The sequence below is a fragment of the Solibacillus ferritrahens genome, from assembly GCF_037027585.1.
GTDB lineage: Bacteria > Bacillota > Bacilli > Bacillales_A > Planococcaceae > Solibacillus > Solibacillus ferritrahens.
Map to the genome: position 1 here is coordinate 188262 of NZ_JAXCLE010000004.1, position 20097 is coordinate 208358.

The 20097-nt window shown below is 32.1% G+C and carries 17 protein-coding genes; 16 read left to right on the top strand and 1 reads right to left on the bottom strand.

From position 1 onward, the window contains the following. Positions 1-15: 15 nt before the first annotated feature. From SNE38_RS06210 to SNE38_RS06285, 16 genes are all read left to right on the top strand, one after another. Positions 16-1839, top strand: a complete 1824-nt coding sequence (locus tag SNE38_RS06210) for a polysaccharide biosynthesis protein (RefSeq protein ID WP_336046121.1) — start codon at positions 16-18, stop codon at positions 1837-1839. Between the two features lie 142 nt (positions 1840-1981). Beyond that, on the top strand, positions 1982-3502 hold the full coding sequence (locus SNE38_RS06215; RefSeq protein ID WP_336046122.1) for an oligosaccharide flippase family protein: 1521 nt from the start codon (positions 1982-1984) through the stop codon (positions 3500-3502). Next, entirely contained in the window at positions 3484-4566 is a 1083-nt protein-coding gene (locus SNE38_RS06220; RefSeq protein ID WP_336046123.1) for a glycosyltransferase family protein, read from the top strand. Before SNE38_RS06215 ends, SNE38_RS06220 begins: the two co-directional genes overlap by 19 nt. 6 nt (positions 4567-4572) lie before the next feature. Then, positions 4573-5460: a glucose-1-phosphate thymidylyltransferase RfbA gene (rfbA, locus tag SNE38_RS06225; RefSeq protein ID WP_336046124.1), complete on the top strand. Its 888-nt coding sequence runs from the start codon at positions 4573-4575 to the stop codon at positions 5458-5460. Positions 5461-5471: 11 nt separating this feature from the next. Then, positions 5472-6038, top strand: a complete 567-nt coding sequence (gene rfbC, locus SNE38_RS06230) for a dTDP-4-dehydrorhamnose 3,5-epimerase (protein WP_336046125.1) — start codon at positions 5472-5474, stop codon at positions 6036-6038. Then, complete coding sequence (rfbD, locus tag SNE38_RS06235; protein WP_336046126.1) at positions 6035-6874, top strand: dTDP-4-dehydrorhamnose reductase; 840 nt, start codon at positions 6035-6037, stop codon at positions 6872-6874. Before rfbC ends, rfbD begins: the two co-directional genes overlap by 4 nt. A gap of 2 nt (positions 6875-6876) precedes the next feature. Further along, positions 6877-7854 carry a dTDP-glucose 4,6-dehydratase gene (gene rfbB / locus SNE38_RS06240; protein ID WP_336046127.1) on the top strand — a complete coding sequence of 326 codons (978 nt, stop codon included), beginning with the start codon at positions 6877-6879 and terminating at the stop codon, positions 7852-7854. 15 nt (positions 7855-7869) lie between these two features. Further along, positions 7870-8772, top strand: coding sequence for a glycosyltransferase (locus tag SNE38_RS06245; RefSeq protein ID WP_336046128.1), 903 nt, complete (start codon positions 7870-7872; stop codon positions 8770-8772). A 21-nt stretch (positions 8773-8793) separates the two neighbouring features. Then, a complete protein-coding gene (locus SNE38_RS06250) occupies positions 8794-9621 on the top strand; it encodes a glycosyltransferase family 2 protein (RefSeq protein WP_336046129.1) in 828 nt (275 codons plus the stop codon). Positions 9622-9639: 18 nt separating this feature from the next. Beyond that, entirely contained in the window at positions 9640-10776 is a 1137-nt protein-coding gene (locus SNE38_RS06255; protein WP_336046130.1) for an EpsG family protein, read from the top strand. Positions 10777-10817: 41 nt separating this feature from the next. Then, entirely contained in the window at positions 10818-11936 is a 1119-nt protein-coding gene (locus tag SNE38_RS06260) for a glycosyltransferase family 4 protein (protein WP_336046131.1), read from the top strand. Between the two features lie 23 nt (positions 11937-11959). After that, positions 11960-12556, top strand: coding sequence for a sugar transferase (locus SNE38_RS06265; RefSeq protein WP_336046132.1), 597 nt, complete (start codon positions 11960-11962; stop codon positions 12554-12556). Continuing rightward, positions 12525-13190 carry an acetyltransferase gene (locus SNE38_RS06270; protein WP_336046133.1) on the top strand — a complete coding sequence of 222 codons (666 nt, stop codon included), beginning with the start codon at positions 12525-12527 and terminating at the stop codon, positions 13188-13190. Before SNE38_RS06265 ends, SNE38_RS06270 begins: the two co-directional genes overlap by 32 nt. A gap of 1 nt (position 13191) precedes the next feature. Then, positions 13192-14331 carry an aminotransferase class I/II-fold pyridoxal phosphate-dependent enzyme gene (locus SNE38_RS06275; RefSeq protein WP_336046134.1) on the top strand — a complete coding sequence of 380 codons (1140 nt, stop codon included), beginning with the start codon at positions 13192-13194 and terminating at the stop codon, positions 14329-14331. 133 nt (positions 14332-14464) lie between these two features. Beyond that, a complete protein-coding gene (locus SNE38_RS06280) occupies positions 14465-15739 on the top strand; it encodes a glucose-6-phosphate isomerase (protein WP_336046135.1) in 1275 nt (424 codons plus the stop codon). Next, positions 15740-17437 (top strand): phospho-sugar mutase, encoded by a 1698-nt coding sequence (locus SNE38_RS06285; protein WP_336046136.1) that lies wholly within the window; start codon positions 15740-15742, stop codon positions 17435-17437. Positions 17438-17980: 543 nt separating this feature from the next. On the opposite strand, the gene SNE38_RS06290 is transcribed toward SNE38_RS06285, so the two are convergent. After that, complete coding sequence (locus tag SNE38_RS06290; protein WP_336046137.1) at positions 17981-19606, bottom strand: LTA synthase family protein; 1626 nt, start codon at positions 19604-19606, stop codon at positions 17981-17983. Between the last annotated feature and the right edge of the window lie 491 nt (positions 19607-20097).

Sequence of the window (20097 nt, forward strand, 5' to 3'; positions counted from 1 at the left end):
AAGAGGTAACAAAGAATGAGTTATAAATTAAGATATATCATATTTTTTATAATGGACTCATGTATTGTTCTCTCTGCAATTTTTATGAGCTATTGGCTACTGCACCCTACTTTAAATGTTTATTCTAATAAAGTAATTGTATTCAGTGCGATTACTTTATTGATCAGTCATCATATCGCTGCGTATTTTTATAAGCTTTACACAAGAGTATGGAGCGTTGCCTCGGTACGGGAATTACTAACAATTGCTTATGCGGTAACTATCTCAGTAACTGCTGCAAGTATTTTACAGCAAATTATAAATAATGATATTTATTTTCGTGTAATGGTAGTAACATGGCTCTTACATATAATTATGATAGGTGGATCAAGATTTTTATTAAGGTTATTAAATGATAAAGAATCTTTTAAAAATCATCATAACATTAAAAGGGTATTAATTGTTGGAGCTGGTCAAGGTGGTTCAATGCTAGCAAAAAACATTCAGAATACAAGTGGAAAAGATATACAGGCAGTTGGATTTGTTGATGATGATGTTAATAAAAAACATTTAAATATAATGGGTTTACCTGTTTGGGGTACAGTATCTGAGATTACAAAAATAGTAGAAAAAAAGCAAATTGATGAAATTATTATTGCCATCCCATCGCTTTCAAAATCAGGGATTAAAACGATTTACAATAAATGTGCAACAGCAAATGTAAAAATTAAAATTATGCCGAAAATTGAAGATGTTATGACTGGAAAAGTTTCTGTTAATGAACTAAGTGATGTAGATATAAATGATTTGCTTGGTCGTGAAGAAGTAAAGCTTGATATGATTGCGATTTCGGAAAAGTTAACTGATAAGGTTATTTTAGTAACGGGTGCAGGCGGTTCGATTGGATCCGAGATTTGTCGGCAGGTTATGAAGTTTCAACCGAAAAAGCTACTTCTATTAGGACATGGTGAAAACTCTATTTACAATATTAGTATGGAACTTCAGGAGAAAATTGAGAGTAACTCTGTTATCATCCCAATAATAGCAGATATTCAAGATCGAGAACGCATTTTTGAAATCGTGGAGCTATATAGACCCCATGTAATTTACCACGCCGCTGCTCATAAACATGTCCCGCTGATGGAATATAACCCTCGTGAAGCGGTAAAAAATAATATTTTTGGTACGAAAAATATTGCAGAGGCAGCTCATACTTTTGGCGTGAAGCGTTTTGTTATGATTTCTACAGACAAAGCCGTCAACCCACCTAATGTAATGGGCGCAACAAAAAGAATTGCAGAAATGGTTGTTCAGAATTTAGCTTCCCGTAGTACAACGAACTTTGCAGCTGTGAGGTTTGGTAATGTACTTGGCTCTCGAGGTTCAGTAGTACCCCGCTTCAAAGCCCAAATCGCAGCAGGTGGTCCAGTGACCGTAACACACCCAGATATGACACGTTATTTCATGACGATACCAGAAGCAAGCAGACTAGTTTTACAAGCGGGGGTATTAGCTAAAGGTGGAGAAGTGTTTGTACTAGATATGGGTGAGCCAGTGAAAATAATTGATTTAGCAAAGAATGTAATTCGTTTGTCAGGTTTTAGGGAAGATGAGATTCAAATTGAGTTTACAGGTATTCGTCCTGGAGAAAAAATGTATGAAGAACTATTAAATCCTGAGGAAATCCATGAGGAAAATATTTATCCGAAAATTCATGTTGGGAAGGCGAATACATTAGAAAATGAAGAATTAAACTTACTTTTGAAAACGATATTAGAACAAGATTCTTGTTTAGTTAAATCTTTATTAATTGATATTGCGAATAATAAAAATTATGAACTAAATGCTAGTGATTGTTAAAGAATCTTTTAATAGAGCAAATATTATTTGAAAATACTAATTGCTGAGGGGAAGATAATATACTCATTAAGTGATTAAATAATTTATTTGGTTAGAGTATATCTTTAAAGAATATTAATTAAGCTATAGAGGGAAGTATAAAATGAATCAGATACGTATGGGTGCAATTTTGTCATATATTTCAATATTTTTAACTTTTGCTGTTGGCTTAATATACACACCAATACTAATAAGGTTGTTGGGTCAAACCGATTATGGATTATACTCATTAATATTAGCCATTGCGTCGTATTTGAGTTTATTGGATTTAGGTGTCGGGAATGCAATTGTTCGTTATATTGCGAGAAATAGAAGTATTGGAGATTCTAAAAAAGAATCAGATTTAATTGGTCAATTTTTGATATTTTTTTCAATTATAGGATTTTTAACAATGGTATTAGGAATGATTATTTACATGATGGTACCAGACATTTTTAAAAATAGTATTGATACTTCAGATATAAATACTGCTCAAATTATGGTACTTGTTTTAAGTTTGAATTTTGCATTATCCTTTCCATTGAATGTTTATAGTGCAGTATTACAAGCGTATGAAAAATTTATTTTTTTAAGATTAAGCTCAATTGTAAGAATATTGCTAGTGCCAATTTTGACGTTATTCACTTTACAAGTGGGTGGGCATTTAATTACTATGACCGTAATTACATCGTTGGTGAATATTTCTATTTTAGTTATAGGGTATATTTATGCTAAAAGATATATTGGTATAAGGGTTACTTTTTCTCCTATTGAAAAAAATTTTAAAAAAGAAATTTTTTCTTATGCATTTTTAATTTTTTTAACATCTATTGCAGATAAAATTTATTGGCAAACGGATCAAGTATTATTAGGGATAATGGAAAATTCTAATATCGTAGCAATATATGCAGTTGCTATTCAATTTATTATGATTTTTATGTCTCTATCGACTGCTATAAGTAGTTTGTTTTTACCTAAAATATCTCAGATTGTAACTGAAAAAAATCATACTACTCAAGTAAATGATTTATTCCTTAAGATTAGTAGAGTTCAATTTTTTATAATAGCTTTGGCTTTTAGTGGTTTTATATTATTTGGTCGTGAATTTATTATATTATGGGCTGGTAAATCCTTTGAAACTGCTTATGCTATAGTTGTTATCTTAATGATTCCTTTCTTTTTTGATTTAATTCAAAATACGGGCATAGTGATATTGCAAGCTAGAGGACTTTATATGTTTAGGACCATATCGCTGCTAGCTTGTTCGTTACTAAATATAATAGTCTCTATACCAGTGATTAATTATTATGGAAGTATTGGTACTGCTATTGTAACGGCGTTTTTTGTAGCTTTAGGTAATGTATTATTACTAAATTTTTACTATCACATTAAAATTGGATTAAATATGAAACTGTATTGGTTAAGTATAACTAAATCTTTGATTCCCATTATTGTTTTAATTTTCATAACATATATCATTAGATTTAAATTTGAATTTGCTACATCTCTTATAGTTGCAATATCAACTTATTTAGTTTTTTATACTCTGATAGTGTATATATTTTGTTTAAATTTACATGAAAGAAATTCATTGAGAAATATAAAAATACGATTAAAGGAGTCAAAATGGAGAAAAAGGTATTAATAACTTTTTTTAAAGAGCTTGTAAATGAAGGCGGACACTCTCGGAATAAAGCATTTAGTGAATATTTTGGAAGAAATGGCTATAAAATTATAAATTTAAAAATAAGTAATAATTTATTCACAAGATTACTTACATTAATTAAATTTGTTTTTCTATTGGTTTCCTTAAAAAATAGTCACATAATGATTCATGGTAATTTGATTTCCAGTTTTGTAATGTTAAATAAATTTTCAAGCAGAAAATATGGTTTTATGATAAAAAAATTTTTAACGGTATGTGCTAATAAAAATAAAGTATTCATTGAAATAAATGATTTAAAATATGAACAAGCAATTGATTTGGAAATATTAACTTACTCGAAAAAGACTTTAGATATAGAAAATGATATTTTATATAAAACTAAGGGTTTGCATTATATTTTTGCCTCTAATAGCATGTCTTTATATGCTACCGAGAAATATGCTTTAGATATAAATAAAGTATATGTAGCAATTAATGGAGGCAATAAATTGAATATTTTATCTGAAATTAAAAAAAATACGTTAAGAAGTCAACAATTAAAATTTGTTTATGCAGGTACTCTTAATAGAGGAAGACAAATAGAAGAGATGATAGAAATTTTTAGAGAAATCAAAGGCAGCGAATTACATCTTTTAGGAACATCTGGAGAATGGTTAATGAGCTATAATGTTCCTGAAAATGTTAAATACGTTGGTCAGTTAAATGAAAAAGAGGCGCATATTTATTTGTCTAAATGTGATATAGGTCTAATTCCGTATGAATCTGAAAGATTCTATTATAATCTTTGTTATCCTACAAAGGCTTCTTTTTATCTTACATCTGGGATCCCTTTTTTATCTACAAATTTAATTGAATTAAAAAATGTAATTAATTATAGACAAATAGCAATTTTTGCAGATTTAAGTGATTGGAAAAGAACTATTGAAAAGTTGGATTATTATTCTATTTCTGAATTAAAAAGAAATGTGGAATCTGAAAAAAAAGAATTTGAATGGCAATCTGTTTTAGAGAAGTTAGAAAGCGAAATTATTAAAGGAGCTTAGAACAATATGAAAGGTATTATACTAGCAGGCGGCAGTGGCACACGTCTATACCCATTAACAAAAGTTGTATCAAAACAATTATTACCAGTTTACGATAAACCGATGATTTATTATCCGTTATCGGTATTAATGTTAGCTGGGATTAAAGAAATATTAATTATTTCAACACCAAATGATTTACCACATTATGAGCAGCTTTTAGGAGATGGTTCTAACTTAGGTATCAAGTTAGAATATGCTGTTCAACCTTCACCAGATGGTTTAGCGCAAGCCTTTATTATCGGTGAGCAGTTTATTGGTAATGATTCTGTCGCTTTAATTTTAGGCGATAATTTATATTATGGTCACGGTTTAACGAAACTATTACAAAATGCGGTTTCACGAGAAGAAGGTGCAACTGTATTTGGTTATTATGTCAATGATCCGGAACGTTTTGGTGTAGTAGAGTTTGATGGAAATGGTGTTGCCAAATCAATTGAGGAAAAGCCAATACAGCCAAAATCAAATTATGCTGTAACAGGATTATACTTCTATGATAATAGGGTTGTTGATATTGCGAAAAACATTCAGCCTTCTAAACGGGGCGAGCTTGAAATTACAGATGTAAATAAAGTCTATTTAGAACAAGATAACTTACATGTTGAAATTTTAGGTCGTGGTTTTTCTTGGTTTGACTCTGGTACACATGAATCATTATTAGAAGCATCACAATTTATCGAAACAGTAGAAAAGCGTCAAAGCTTAAAAATAGCTTGTTTAGAGGAAATTGCTTATGTAAAGGGTTATATTACAAAAGAACAATTATTAGAATTAGCAGCGCCGTTGAAGAAAAATCAATATGGTCAATATTTAATCAGATTAGCAAACGGCAACCAGCCAATTTATAAGTTGTAGGAGCGAGCGTAATGAAAAAAATTGAAACAACATTAAAGGATGCTTATATTATCGAAGCAGCTGTTTTTGGAGATCATCGAGGCTTTTTTATGGAGTCATACAATAAGGAATCATTCCAAGAAATCGGATTAGGAATCGAGTTTGTACAGGACAATCACTCCTTATCTGAAACAAAGGGTACTTTACGAGGCTTGCATTACCAACTAGAACCAAAAGCACAAACAAAGCTAGTGCGTTGTACACGCGGCGCAATATTAGATGTAATTGTCGATGTACGAAAAGGCTCACCTACTTATGGCAAATGGGAAGGGTTTAAATTGACTGCTGAAAATAAAAAACAATTACTCGTGCCAAAAGGTTTTTTACATGGTTTCTATACGCTGACAGAAAATTGCGAAGTACAGTATAAAGTCGACGAATATTACTCAGCTGACTGCGACCGTAGCGTGAAATGGGATGATGAAATATTAGCCATCGACTGGGAAATTTCGACACCGCCCTTACTATCTGCTAAAGATGAAAAGGCTGTTTCATTTACTGAAATGGATAACAATTTCGTATACGGTGTGACAAAATGAAAATCTTTGTAACGGGTATTAGTGGGCAGTTAGGGTACGACGTTCTTGAAGAAGGTAAAAAAAGAGGTTTCGATATTGTAGGTACTTCTTCTAAGGAATTAGATATTACAAATAAGCAAGCAGTTAAGAATTACATAACATCGGTGAATCCTGATGTAATTATTCATTGTGCAGCTTATACAGCTGTGGATAAAGCCGAGGAAGAACGTGATATTTGCTATAACGTTAATGTGAATGGGACGAAATATTTAGCTGAGGCAGCCGCTGAACTTCAGGCGAAGTTTGTTTATATTAGTACAGATTATGTATTTGATGGACAGGGTAATCAACCTTTTAAGGAAACAGATAAGACTAATCCAATAGGCTTTTATGGAGAAACGAAATTACAAGGTGAACAAGAAGTCCAGCAACTGCTTGAAAAGTATTTTATTGTGCGTATTTCCTGGGTTTTTGGAAAGAATGGTCACAATTTCGTAAAGACAATGCTACGTTTAGCAGAAAGCAATGAAATAGTATCAGTAGTAGGGGATCAGTTAGGCTCACCGACATATACGGTTGACCTGGCTAATGTATTACTAGACATGATACAGTCAGAAGAGTACGGTATCTATCATGCTTCAAATGAAGGTTTTTGTAGCTGGGCACAATTTGCAGAAGCTATATTTGAAATGGAAAGTAAAGCAACTGCTGTAAATGCGATTACAACAGCAGAGTATCCGACTAAGGCTAAACGACCAGCTAATTCTAAAATGGATAAATCAAAATTAGCTGAAGTGTTTGCTATATTACCAACATGGCAGGATGCATTATCACGATATTTAAAGGAGCTACAATAAACATGACTAAGAATATTTTAATTACCGGTGGTGCTGGCTTTATTGGCAGTAACTTTGTACATTATATGCTAGAACAGCATCAAGATTATCAAATTGTCAATTTAGATTTATTAACTTATGCTGGTAATCTTGATAATTTAAAAGACGTAGAAAATAATGAGCGTTATACATTTGTGCGCGGCGATATCGGAAACTATGAGCTAGTAAACCACTTAGTGAAAACATATAAAATCGATATAATTGTAAACTTTGCGGCAGAATCACACGTAGACCGCAGTATTACAGATCCAGGTGTGTTTGTCAAAACGAATGTGTTAGGGACGCAAAATTTATTGGACGTAGCAAAGGCTAATAATATTGAAAAATATCTACAAGTATCCACTGACGAAGTATATGGTAGCTTAGGTGAAACAGGCTATTTCACAGAGACAACACCGTTAGCACCAAATAGCCCTTATTCAGCAAGTAAAGCTGGCGCGGATATGTTAGTGCTTGCATATGCAGAAACGTTTGGAATGAATGTCAATATTACACGTTGCTCGAACAACTACGGTCCATACCATTTTCCTGAAAAGCTGATTCCATTAATGGTGACGAATGCACTTGAAGGAAAAGAGCTACCTATTTATGGTGATGGTAAAAATGTACGTGATTGGTTACACGTAAAAGATCACTGCGCTGCGATTGATTTAGTAATTCACAAAGGGAAATCAGGTGAAGTTTACAATGTAGGTGGTCATAATGAGCGGACAAATAATGAAATTGTTCATTTGATCGTGGATTATTTAAAGGTTTCAAATAATTTAATAAAATACGTAGAAGATCGATTAGGTCATGACCGCCGCTATGCTATTGATCCGACTAAGTTGGAAAAAGAGTTAGGGTGGAAGCCACAATATACATTTAATACTGGGATTGTTGAGACGATAGAGTGGTATTTGGGGAATCGTGACTGGTGGGAGAAGTTGAAAAGTTATTAATAGGTGGTAATTAAATTGAAAAGCGTACAAATTTTACTTTCGACATATAATGGAGAGCGTTATTTAGATGAACAATTACAAAGTTTAATTGGACAAGTGGATGTAAATGTTTCTATATTAGTTAGAGATGATGGATCTAAAGATTCTACTCAATTAATCTTAGAAAAGTGGGGCAAAAAGGGAATTATTAAATGGTATAAAGGTGAGAACTTGAAACCCGCTAAAAGTTTTTGGGATTTAGTTAAACAATCACCAAAAGCAGATTACTATGCTTTTTGCGATCAAGATGACATTTGGGAGAAAAATAAGTTAATTGTAGCAATAAATCAAATAGAGAAAGTACAAAATAATGAACCTACTTTGTATTATTCCGCATTAAATCCTGTAGATGAAAATTTAAACGCTAAAAATTATCAAAAAAATGAGAAACATGTTGATAGTTTAGGCAGGGCTATGTTGGTTAGTTATGCCGCAGGGTGTACAATGGTATTCAATCATAAATTAATGGAGCTTGCACAAAAATCTAATCCACAGCATTTAAGAATGCATGATCACTGGCTATATTTAATTTGCTCGTCTGTAAATGGCAAAATAATATATGATACTAATTCTTACATTAATTACCGTCAGCATTCATTTAATACAGTGGGAATTAGTGTTAGTAAAAGTCAGCAATTTAAGCGTTTAATTGGTAGTTATAACAAGGGTAACCAAGAGCGTTGGCGTCAAGTAAAAGAACTAAAAGTTATCTATAGTGAATATATACCGGAAGAAAATTTACAGTTAATCAATAGTATTGTAAATTATAGAAATTCATTAATGAATAAATTTAAAGTTATATTTAAACCCGATTTGAAAACAGGCTTTTTTACTAAAGATTGTTTATTTTATATATCTATAATAATGGGTAAATTTTAAAACCAAGGGATGAGGTGAAATATGGAATATATAGCAGGAATAGTATTATATAATCCTAATATACCGAGATTGAGAGAAAATGTAAATTCTATTATCAACCAGGTAAATTATTTGGTTTTAGTAGACAATGGATCAGAAAATATTAATGAAGTAAAAGAAATTTACCAAGCTGAAGAGAAAATAATTTTTGTGGAAAATAATAAGAATTTAGGAATCTCAAAAGCATTAAATATAATTGTTGAAATTGCGCTATTGAAAGGATACAAATGGGCATTATTATTGGATCAGGATTCGGTATGTCCATCTAAAATGGTTAGTAAATATAATGAATATATAATGGAAGATAAAGTGGCTATTATTTGTCCTAAAATCGTAGATAGAAATGATAAAGTGATGGATAAGTCAGATATGTTAAATACTACTGAATATGTTAATGAAGCAATAACATCAGGTTCATTAGTGAATTGTAAAATATGTGAGATGTTAGGGTTTTTTAATGAAACGATGTTTATAGATTATATAGATTTAGATTATTCAAAAAGAGTTATAGAAAATAAGTATAAAATTCTTAAAATAAATGAGGTAGAATTATTACATGAGATAGGTATGAAAAAAGAATACAACATACTAGGCCTTAAGGTTTCTACATATAATCATTCGGCTTTTAGAAAATATTACATAACCAGAAATACAATTTACTTTTCTAAAAAATATGATGATGAAAGTATAGTTTTAGCTTATTTAAAAATTTTAAAAAGAACAGTACTTGTTTTGCTTTTAGAAAATAATAAATATGCAAAAATAAGAGCCATCATAAAAGGTATAAAAGATAGTTACAAAATGTCTTAATGTAATTATGGGGGTTTTATGGAGAATACTATAGAGTTGAGTAGATCAGCCACTTTAAGTCTTTATTTTTCAAGTATAATTTTAGCTATTATTTTTGCTTATTTAAGTGAACAATTTAAAGTATTTTATAGAGGAAAAGTACGAATAAATCCTTTTTATTGGATGCTTTCCTTTTTAAGTTTATGGATTCCATTAGGATTTCGAGGTTACGGGATTGACCATGAGGCATATGTAAATATGTATTATAATATTCGTAATACTTATTCATGGTTTCCAGAGCCATTATATGCATTGTTAAATTATGTTATAAGCGTTACTTTAAGCAACTTTATTTATATATATTTAATTTCTAGTTTTATAAGTTTATTTTTTATTTATTTGGCATTTGCAAATAGATTGGGAAAAAATAGTTTATACATTAGTGTAATGATACTATCTATTTCTTACTATTTTTACATGTATGGATTGGTTCGAATGTTTATAGCTGTCGGGATAGTAATGTATGCACACAAGTTTATTGAGGAAAGAAAACCATTTAAATATATAATATGGTGTATAGTGGCGAGTGGATTTCATTATAGTGCTTTAATTATGATACCTTTATATTTTGTATTTACTTATAAAATTAAAGAAAATTATTCTTTTAAAGATTCTTTGAACAATTTACTAATGTCTATTTTCATAGTCCCAATGGTATTTTTAGTAGGGAGTAAAATCTTTATTATGATTTTTGGCGGTGTTAGCTTTTTTGCTAGATATGCTAATTACTTTCAGCTTAATTTAACGGTAGGCAGTTTGAAAAATTTTGCTTGGGCATGGCCACTATTAATCTTAGTAATGTTATTTGGTAAACTAATTATAAAAAAAGTAGAAGATGGAAATATATTAATAAGAATGTTTTGGGTCTTCTTTAGTTTATCAATCATATCTATTTTCTTTCCTGTATTTAGAATAGGTTTCTTCCTTTTTTATATTGGATTTTATTTATATGCTTCTTTACCTAAGCTCCTCTCTAAGAATGATAAGATACCTATTACTTATACGTATACGGTTTTATTTTTCCTTATAGGTTTCTATTATATTTATAGTGTATTTTTTGATAGTATTTTTATCGATCCATATTTAATTCCATATTTTTGGACAGTTCCTTACTAAATAAATTGTCTTTAGTTTAAAGTTAGAAAGAAGTGAAAAGAGTGAAAGTTTTGTTTGTTGCGTCTGTGTATAGGCATTTTAAAGCATTTCATATTCCGTATATGAAATTATTCCAGAAAAAAGGTTATGTAGTATATGCCTGTGCAAATTCATCAGATCAAAAAGAAAAGAAGTATTTGGAACAACAAGGAATTGTTTGCATTGATATTTCTTTTGAAAGAAATCCTTTATCTTTAAAGAATGTGAAAGCATATAAAGAGCTGAAGAAATTGAAAGAGAATATTCATTTTGATCTTATACATACGCATACACCTGTAGCTTCTTTTCTTACAAGGAAAGTGTATGCTAATACTCAAGATACTTCTGTAATATATACAGCACATGGTTTTCATTTCTATAAAGGTGCGTCTAAATTAAGTTGGTTATTATACTTTAATTTAGAAAAAATAGCTATGAAGTGGACAGATCATATTATAACAATAAATAAAGAGGATTTTGCAAATGCAAAGTTATTAGGTTATACAGATGAACAAATTAGCTATGTTCATGGGGTTGGGGTAGATAGTAGCTATAATAGATTAAATCTGACTCAACGTAATAGTTTAAAAAAAGAATTGTCAATTGATGAAAATGAAATTGTCGTTTCCTATGTTGCAGAATTAAACAAAAATAAAAATCAAATGTTTTTATTACAAAATTGGGGTGAAATAAAAAAAGCAATTCCTAATGCTAAGCTTTTATTTATTGGTACAGGTAATTCCACTGATTTATATATGAATTATGTGAAAAAAAGAGGATTACAAGGAATTGTTTTTACCGGATATAGACAGGATGTAATGGATATTTTACAAATTACTGATATTATTACTTTGTTGTCAGTACGTGAAGGTTTAGGGAAATGTTTATTAGAAGGTATGGTTGTAAAGTTACCTTGTATTGTCACTGATTCTAGGGGGCCAAGAGACTTAGTTCAAGATAATTTTAACGGCTATATTATACAAAATAATGATCAAGATGATCTTGTAGAGAAGTTTATTAAGTTATTAAAAGATGAATCTTTAAGAGAGGAAATGGGAAACAAAAGTTATGAATTAGTTCAAAGCTATTTTCTTGAAAATGTAATTAATGAATATGATAATATTTATGGGAAATATTTATAAATATTAGAGGGATTGATAATAAATTGAAAAGAATAATAGATATTATTATGAGTACGCTATTAATAATTATATGTTCTCCTATTTTTTTAGTAATATTTTTTATTGTGAAAAAAAAATTGGGATCACCAGTAATTTTCCGACAAAAACGTCCAGGGTTAAATTCAAAAGTTTTTAATGTTTATAAATTTCGTACTATGAATGATGCGTACGATGAACAAGGTGAATTGTTACCAGATGCAGTACGCTTGACATCGTTTGGAAAATTGATGCGAAAGCTGAGTTTGGATGAACTACCTCAGCTTTGGAATGTTCTAAAAGGGGATATGAGTTTTGTAGGGCCACGCCCATTATTAATAGAATATTTGCCGCTATATAATGAAAGACAAGCACGTCGCCATGATGTACGTCCAGGGATTACAGGATGGGCACAGGTAAATGGTCGTAATGCGATTTCATGGGAGCAGAAGTTCGAATATGATGTGTGGTATGTAGAGAATAGGTCATTATGGTTGGATTTTAAAATCCTGTTACTGACAGTGAAAAAAGTTTTTGTTAGTGAAGGAATTAGTGCAGAGGGACATGTTACCATTGAAAAATTTAAAGGTGACAAAGGGAGATAAATCTATGAAGAAGTTTATACTAATCGGTGATTCTGGTCATAGTAAAGTGATTCAAGATTGTATCATGTCGAATGGTGACATCGTGATTGCTAAATTAGATGATAAATACAGCTCTCCTTTCAAAGAAGGTCCTTTTATGAAAGGACCTATTTCATTTTTAGAGAGTATAATAACACCTGGTATAGAAGTTATTATTGCGATTGGTCATAATACTGTTAGAAAGAAGCTTTCTATTGAATTGGCGGAGAAGGGCATTAAGTTTGGCACCATTATACATAAAAAAGCTATTATAAGTCCAAGTGCTATTATAGGGGTAGGTTCTGTTGCCATGCCTGGTAGTGTTGTTAATGCAGATGCAGTTATTGGAAATCATGTAATTATTAATAGCAATTGTACGATTGAACATGATTGTATTGTAAGGGATTATTCTCATGTTTCACCTAATGCAGTTTTAACAGGTAATGTTAAAGTAGGCGAAGGATGTCATATTGGTGCAGGTTCAAATATTATTCCGAGTGTAATTGTTGGTGATTGGTCTATAATTGGGGCAGGTAGTACTGTAATTGAAAATATTTCTAACAATGTTACTGCTGTAGGATCTCCAGCAAAAGAAATAAGAAAGAAGGATTCTTAATATGTCAAAACGAATTTTATTGTCTTCCCCGCATATGGGGGGAACCGAACAAAAATATATTCAGGAAGCCTTCGATACAAACTGGATTGCACCACTTGGGGCAAATGTGGATGGCTTTGAAAATGAGCTTGCTGAGTATGTAGGTATTAAGGCGGCTTCTGCAACAAGCTCAGGCACAGGGGCTATTCACTTAGCCTTAGATTTGTTAGGAGTAAAAGCGGATGATGTTGTTTTTTGTTCTACGCTTACATTTATCGCAAGTGCCAACCCTATTCTTTATTTAGGAGCAAAACCGGTGTTTATCGATTCAGAACCAACAACATGGAATATGTCTCCACAGGCATTGGCAACGGCATTACAGGAAGCGGCTACAGATGGTAAACTTCCGAAAGCAGTTATTGTTGTCAACTTATATGGACAAAGTGCTCGTATGGATGAAATTATTCAACTTTGCAAACAATATGATGTGCCAGTTATCGAAGATGCAGCCGAATCACTAGGGTCATTATATAAAGGAAAGAAAAGCGGAACATTTGGTCACTTCGGTATTTATTCATTTAATGGTAATAAAATCATTACAACTTCTGGCGGTGGAATGCTTGTGTCAGACGATGAAACCTTAATTGCTCGCTCTCGTTTTCTTGCAACACAGGCTCGTGATACAGCTAAACATTATCAACATAGTGTGGTAGGCTATAATTATCGTATGAGTAATATTGTTGCCGGTATCGGCCGTGGACAGTTAGAAATATTAGATGAGCGTATTGCACAAAAACGTGCTATTTTTGAGCGCTATGCAGCTGCTTTTAAAGAAATAGATGGAATCGATATGATGCCCGAACTAGAGGGAAGTTTTTCAAATCGCTGGCTTTCAACAATGACATTGGTCCCTGAAAAAATTAGTCTTTCCCCGTATGCATTGATGGATCAACTCGACGAGGCGAATATAGAATCACGTCCAGTATGGAAGCCATTACATATGCAACCGTTGTTTGTCGGCTGTAAGTTTTATCCTCATACAGCAGATGAAGTCGTAAGTGAGCGTTTATTCGCTACAGGCATTTGTTTGCCTTCTGATTCGAAAATGTCGATAGAAGAGCAGCAACACGTAATAAAAATTATTAAGAATGCTTTAAAATAATTCAAAAGTTTTAATTACTTAAATAACAGTTATTTTAAAATAACCAACTTGTATATTTTGTTACGAGTTGGTTTTCTTTTTTTCTTATGTCATAATAGACGTATCTGAATTTACCAGAATTGGAGATTAAAAAATGATTAAAGAAGTCGTAAAAACAACATTATTAAATTGTTCCCTTGAGGAAAATGACATTTTAAAATATAAAAATCAAGTTCAATATATTCATAGAACCATACCCCAATTTGAATTAACAGGTTGGGTAGATTCACCAGCTAAAGACCATCATGACTTGCTCGTATCAATTGAACGGATTGCATCTGAAATTCGTGCCTGCGCAGATGTATTAGTTGTAATTGGAGTAGGTGGGTCTTTTTTAGGTGCACGTGCAATTCAAGAAGCATTGAAACCGTATTTTGGCTTAGCTGAACATGGTATTGAAGTCGTCTATGTTGGACTAAATATGAGTGGGGCTTACATTAAAGAGCTTTTATCATATTTAGAAAAAAAACAAGTTTATATAAATGTTATTTCAAAATCAGGTGGCACAATGGAGCCAGCTCTTGCTTTTCGTGTGATGCGGCTTTATATGGAAGAACGCTATGGGGAAAAAGCCACAGAACGTATAATAGTAACGACGGATGCGGAAAAAGGTATTTTAAAAGGTATAGCTGATAAAGCGGGCTATCGTCAATTCGTTATTCCATCAAATATTGGTGGACGTTATTCAGTGTTAACACCGGTCGGCTTATTACCAGTGGCGGTGGCAGGTGTAGATATTCGTATTTTAATGGAGGGTGCGAAACTAGCAGCTGAAGAACTTTCTGAGTCAGACTTGACAAACAACGATGCCTATAAATATGCCGTTATGCGTCATATGTTGTATGAGCAAGGCTATGCAATTGAATTACTCGCTTCGTTTGAACCTGGGTTAAACAAATTCCATGAGTGGTGGAAACAGTTATTTGGTGAAAGTGAAGGGAAGGAAAAGAAAGGTTTATATCCTTCAACAGTTAATTTTTCTACAGACTTACATTCAATCGGCCAATTTATCCAGGAGGGCAGTCCGATAATGTTTGAAACTTTACTTCATTTCCATGAAATAGAAGGTGACTTGCAAGTACCATTTGATGAGCGGGATGAAGATGGATTGAATTATTTATCGAGTCGTACTTTCAATGAAATTAATGCAATTTCAAAGCAGGGAACTGCATTAGCTCATGCAGAAGGCGGCGTTCCGGTTATTCAATTAGAGCTTCCAAAGCTTGATGAATATCATTTAGGTTATTTAATTTACTTTTTCATGAAAGCTTGTGCGATGAGTGCATGCCTAATTGAAGTAAATCCATTTGATCAACCGGGTGTAGAAGCATATAAATGTAAAATGCTAGAGCTTTTAAAGGAGAAATAAATGATGAGTTTAGAACTATATAAACATTGGCAGCAGCAACAACTTCCTATTTATTTGGCCGATGAATTAAAGCAAATAAGTGTAGATGAAAAAGTAATAGAGGAATGTTTTTATCAGAACTTATCTTTTGGAACTGGTGGCATGCGTGGGATCCTCGGTGCAGGTACAAACCGTATGAACATCTATACAATCCGACGAGTAGCAGAGGGCTTGGCACGCTATATTTCTTCAAATGGAGAAGAAGCGAAAAAGCGTGGTGTTGCGATTGCTTACGATACACGTCATTTTTCATATGAATTTGCGGTGGAGACAGCACGTGTATTAGGTGCACATAGTATTACTTCTTATGTATATAAAGAGGCACGTCCAACACCCCAGTTATCTTTTACAGTGCGTAAGTTAAATGCTTTTGCAGGCGTTGTCATTACGGCCAGTCACAATCCAAAGCAGTATAATGGCTTCAAAGTATACGGTGAGGACGGTGCGCAGCTAGTGCCGACTGGTGCAAATGCGATTATCGAGCATATGAACCAAATTAGTGATATTTTTGCGATTGAAGCTGCAGAGGTTACAGAGCTTGAAAAGCAGGGGTTGTTTCATTGGATCTTGGAAGATTTTGATGAAAAGTTCATGAATAACTTATTAACTTTAAAAAATAACAATAATATTGATTATAATATGAAGCTTGTTTACACTCCTTTACACGGAGCAGGACTTGTTCCGGTAGTAGAAGGTTTAAAGAAATTCGGTTTTAATGAAGTACATGTTGTTGAGGAACAAGCTGTACAAGATGGCGCTTTTCCTACTGTGACCTATCCAAACCCGGAAGAAGCCGCGGCCTTTGCTATGGCGATAGAGCTAGGTAACCAAGTAGGAGCAGACCTATTACTGGCAACAGACCCAGATGCGGATCGTTTAGGGGTAGCTGTGCGTAAAGGTATTTCGTATGAGCTTCTTACAGGCAATCAGCTTGGTGCACTTTTATTAAATTATATTTTGCATACAAAGCAAGAGAGTGGCACACTCCCAAATAATGGTACTATGTTAAAAACAATTGTTACATCGGAGCTAGGTACTGCTATTGCAGCTCATTATGGAGTAACAACACTCAATACATTAACGGGCTTTAAGTATATTGCAGAAAAAATTGCGGAGTTTGAAATGACAAAAGCTCATACATATTTATTCGGTTATGAGGAAAGCTACGGTTATCTAATTGAGACATTTGCTCGTGATAAAGATGCGGTCCAAGTTGCTTTAAAAGTTGCAGAAATGGCTGCTTATTATTCAACACAAGAAAAAACATTGCTTGATGCTTTAGAAGAATTGTATGAGCAGTTTGGCTACTATAAGGAAGCGCTTGTGTCTAAAGTATTTGAAGGAAAAGACGGTCAAGAGCAGATGAAGGCCATTTTGAATAGCTTCCGTATAAACACACCAAAAGAAATTGCTGGGCTAGATGTTGTACGCGTTGAAGATTATTTAACAGGAATGGCAACATTACAGGATGGCACTACAGAGCCAATTACCTTACCGAAAGAAAATGTATTAAAATTTGTACTAGAGGATAATTCTTGGATTGCTATTCGCCCTTCTGGAACAGAACCGAAATGTAAGTTTTATTTTGGAGTTGTTAGAGAAACTGCAGAGCGAGCAAATCATTTCCTAGTGATACTAAAAGAAAGTATTTTAGTATGACTGTTGCATGTTTAATAGATGGTATTGAAATAGATGAATTATTTGAGTAAGTGCATAGTATTATCCATAAAGTTTGCTTTTACACTGTCACTTTTCTCGTAAATCAATTATTAGTATATGCAATTCAAAAAGTCAGATGTATAGAATGAACTAGATTAAATACCGCTAAGTCCTGCATCTACTACAATAGATTTTAATGAATCATAAACAATTTTCTTTAATTGATAAAGTTAGGGAAATATAGTTTCCCTTCTTTCAATATTCTTAACTAATCAGTTTTATTTTCAATAAAGTAGAATTTTAAGTGTGAAATATTAACAAAAAAGCTGAATTTACAGGGGGAGCCTATAGTCTCTCTGTAAATCCAGGAAAGGGTTCGTCAAAGGAGGGCAATAGCTTTTGATTTCCAGGGAAGCTCCAGCCTCTTTACTAAATTTATGATATTAAAAATCTTTTATTAGTGAGTCCACATTTTGATATATGAAGAAGTTAATTCTCTAAAATATTTCCTTGTAAAGTTTATGAAAAATGAAACACTAGAATTTACTTACTAGAAATCAAATAAAAATCTTGTATATTTTTTATAACAGATATCGAAGTAATATCTTTAATTTCCTTTACTCCATCAACTGAAGTTTTATAATAGATATCACCAATAGCACTAATCGTTTCATAGGCAGAAACCTCTTTACTATCAAATAATGAAGAACCTAAAAAATAATTTTTTTCTTTTTCATAGTCTAGAAGGTCTAGGATTGTAGGTGTTAAGTTTAATGAGTTTCTTCCTGACACGCTGATTTTTTTAGGTTCAACACCTTTATAATAAATCATAAAAGGGATTTCTGATATGAACGTTTCTTGAGTTGAGTTCAATGCTTCTTTATACTCTGGTGAGTTATAAGATGCGTGATCAGTTGTTACAATCAAAATCGTATTATCATACTTTGAGTTGTTTTGGAATTCTCCAAAGAATTGACCAAACCATCTATCATAGTTAGCCCAACGGTTTAAAACTTTGTCTTTTCCGTCACCATACTTAACATGCGCACTGTCAAACCCGTGGTGAGTTCCTATATTATACGTTCCAAGAAAATATGGTTGATCGACTTTTTGCGAGACAGTTGCTAATTGTTCAAACAATTCTTTGTCTGTTGTGTATCCTGTTAAATCACCATTATCAACAACTTTGTCATATCTCAATGAATTTAAGAAGTCTGTAAAAATTTCAATATTTGGCTCAGAGTTAATAAAAATAGTTTCGTATCCCTTATCATTCATAATATCCTCCAAAGAGACAAGGCGATTTTTCTGAAGTGATTTGGGATCTACGTCTAAATCTGGGTATTGATATCCAGAAATCATCTGTCCTCGAAGTCCTCGAAGTGTAGCCGCCGTGTGATTATAATAATCTTCAAATGAAATAGATTTTGATTCAAAATTTTGCATATTAGGCATTAAATCTTTAATACTACCATCTATTAATTCTTTAGACATACCTTCAGTCCAAATAATAATAACGTTTGGTTTTGACCCTAAATTTGACGGTTTCTTACTACCATCCTCAACCGATCTTTTCTCAAATACCCCAAGTTGTTTTGCAATCAGTTCCTCTCTAGTTCTCTTTAACATATAGGTTTTATACTTACTCTCTGCAATTTGACGGCCTGTATGAAATAGGTTTGAGAGTGCAGAATCCTCAACAGGTTCCTTAGATAAACCTAGACCAATTATAAATGCCAATATAACAAGTGATATAGCACTAACCAACTTACTATTCCCTAAACGGAATTTTTTTCCTGAAAAAAATATTGGATAAAATGAAATAAAAACGATTATAGCGCTACCTAAAATATACATTGGAAGTTCATCTCCAAGTGCTTTAACAAATGCAATATTTCCAATCATAATAGCTGAGATATAGCCTCCTGAAAAAAGCCAGCTAATAACCTGCGCAAGCACCATAAGTGTTAAGAGTGAGTTGAAAATGTAAGCAACTATCTTTCTCTTTTTGAAAATCCACCCTGTAATAATTGTGATTAAAAATATTTCAATTGCGCTAGTAACAGCCAGTTTATAATAATCAGCTTCGAATGAAATTACAAGTGAAAATAAAATAGAAACGTACATTTTAAGTAATGGAGTTGTTAAAATCTTTTTAATTTGGGTCATTACGTTTCTCCTTAATAATTTATACAGTACTTCAATAATATAAACTTATAACGACCATAAAAAAAAAGCAATATACTTTGCAAATTCATTTATAAGATTGACCTTTTTTGTTTTGATCGTACTAATGTAGAGTGATTACAAATCTAGATAAATTATGTTAGATAAATTGCTCCTATTATTTTTAGTTACCTCCTTATATTTGAAACAAGAATGCAAAGTAATGTTCCATGAGTGATGATTAAAATTTAATGGTTATTTCATCCAATTTCACATACAATGTATTATATTAATTAATATTTGTAATATCATCGTCAATATAATTCTCCATCACGATTTTCGCTTCATACCTCTCAATTTCATCCTATTTCTACTGTTATATACCATGTTACCCTCTAATATTGTAAATTATGGATATAAATAATTATTTTTACTTATAATTAAACCTAGGCTTTTAGTCGTTAGGTTTTATTAAATAACGGCACTTAAACCAT

What these genes read in the sequence shown, in the direction of transcription:
- SNE38_RS06275 (WP_336046134.1), top strand. Translation starts at nt 13,192, where the DNA reads ATGTCAAAACGAATTTTATTGTCTTCCCCGCATATGGGGGGAACCGAA.
- rfbB (WP_336046127.1), top strand. Translation starts at nt 6,877, where the DNA reads ATGACTAAGAATATTTTAATTACCGGTGGTGCTGGCTTTATTGGCAGT.
- SNE38_RS06215 (WP_336046122.1), top strand. Translation starts at nt 1,982, where the DNA reads ATGAATCAGATACGTATGGGTGCAATTTTGTCATATATTTCAATATTT.
- rfbA (WP_336046124.1), top strand. Translation starts at nt 4,573, where the DNA reads ATGAAAGGTATTATACTAGCAGGCGGCAGTGGCACACGTCTATACCCA.
- rfbC (WP_336046125.1), top strand. Translation starts at nt 5,472, where the DNA reads ATGAAAAAAATTGAAACAACATTAAAGGATGCTTATATTATCGAAGCA.
- SNE38_RS06255 (WP_336046130.1), top strand. Translation starts at nt 9,640, where the DNA reads ATGGAGAATACTATAGAGTTGAGTAGATCAGCCACTTTAAGTCTTTAT.
- SNE38_RS06220 (WP_336046123.1), top strand. Translation starts at nt 3,484, where the DNA reads ATGGAGAAAAAGGTATTAATAACTTTTTTTAAAGAGCTTGTAAATGAA.
- SNE38_RS06290 (WP_336046137.1), bottom strand. Translation starts at nt 19,606, where the DNA reads ATGACCCAAATTAAAAAGATTTTAACAACTCCATTACTTAAAATGTAC.
- SNE38_RS06210 (WP_336046121.1), top strand. Translation starts at nt 16, where the DNA reads ATGAGTTATAAATTAAGATATATCATATTTTTTATAATGGACTCATGT.
- rfbD (WP_336046126.1), top strand. Translation starts at nt 6,035, where the DNA reads ATGAAAATCTTTGTAACGGGTATTAGTGGGCAGTTAGGGTACGACGTT.
- SNE38_RS06285 (WP_336046136.1), top strand. Translation starts at nt 15,740, where the DNA reads ATGATGAGTTTAGAACTATATAAACATTGGCAGCAGCAACAACTTCCT.
- SNE38_RS06250 (WP_336046129.1), top strand. Translation starts at nt 8,794, where the DNA reads ATGGAATATATAGCAGGAATAGTATTATATAATCCTAATATACCGAGA.
- SNE38_RS06280 (WP_336046135.1), top strand. Translation starts at nt 14,465, where the DNA reads ATGATTAAAGAAGTCGTAAAAACAACATTATTAAATTGTTCCCTTGAG.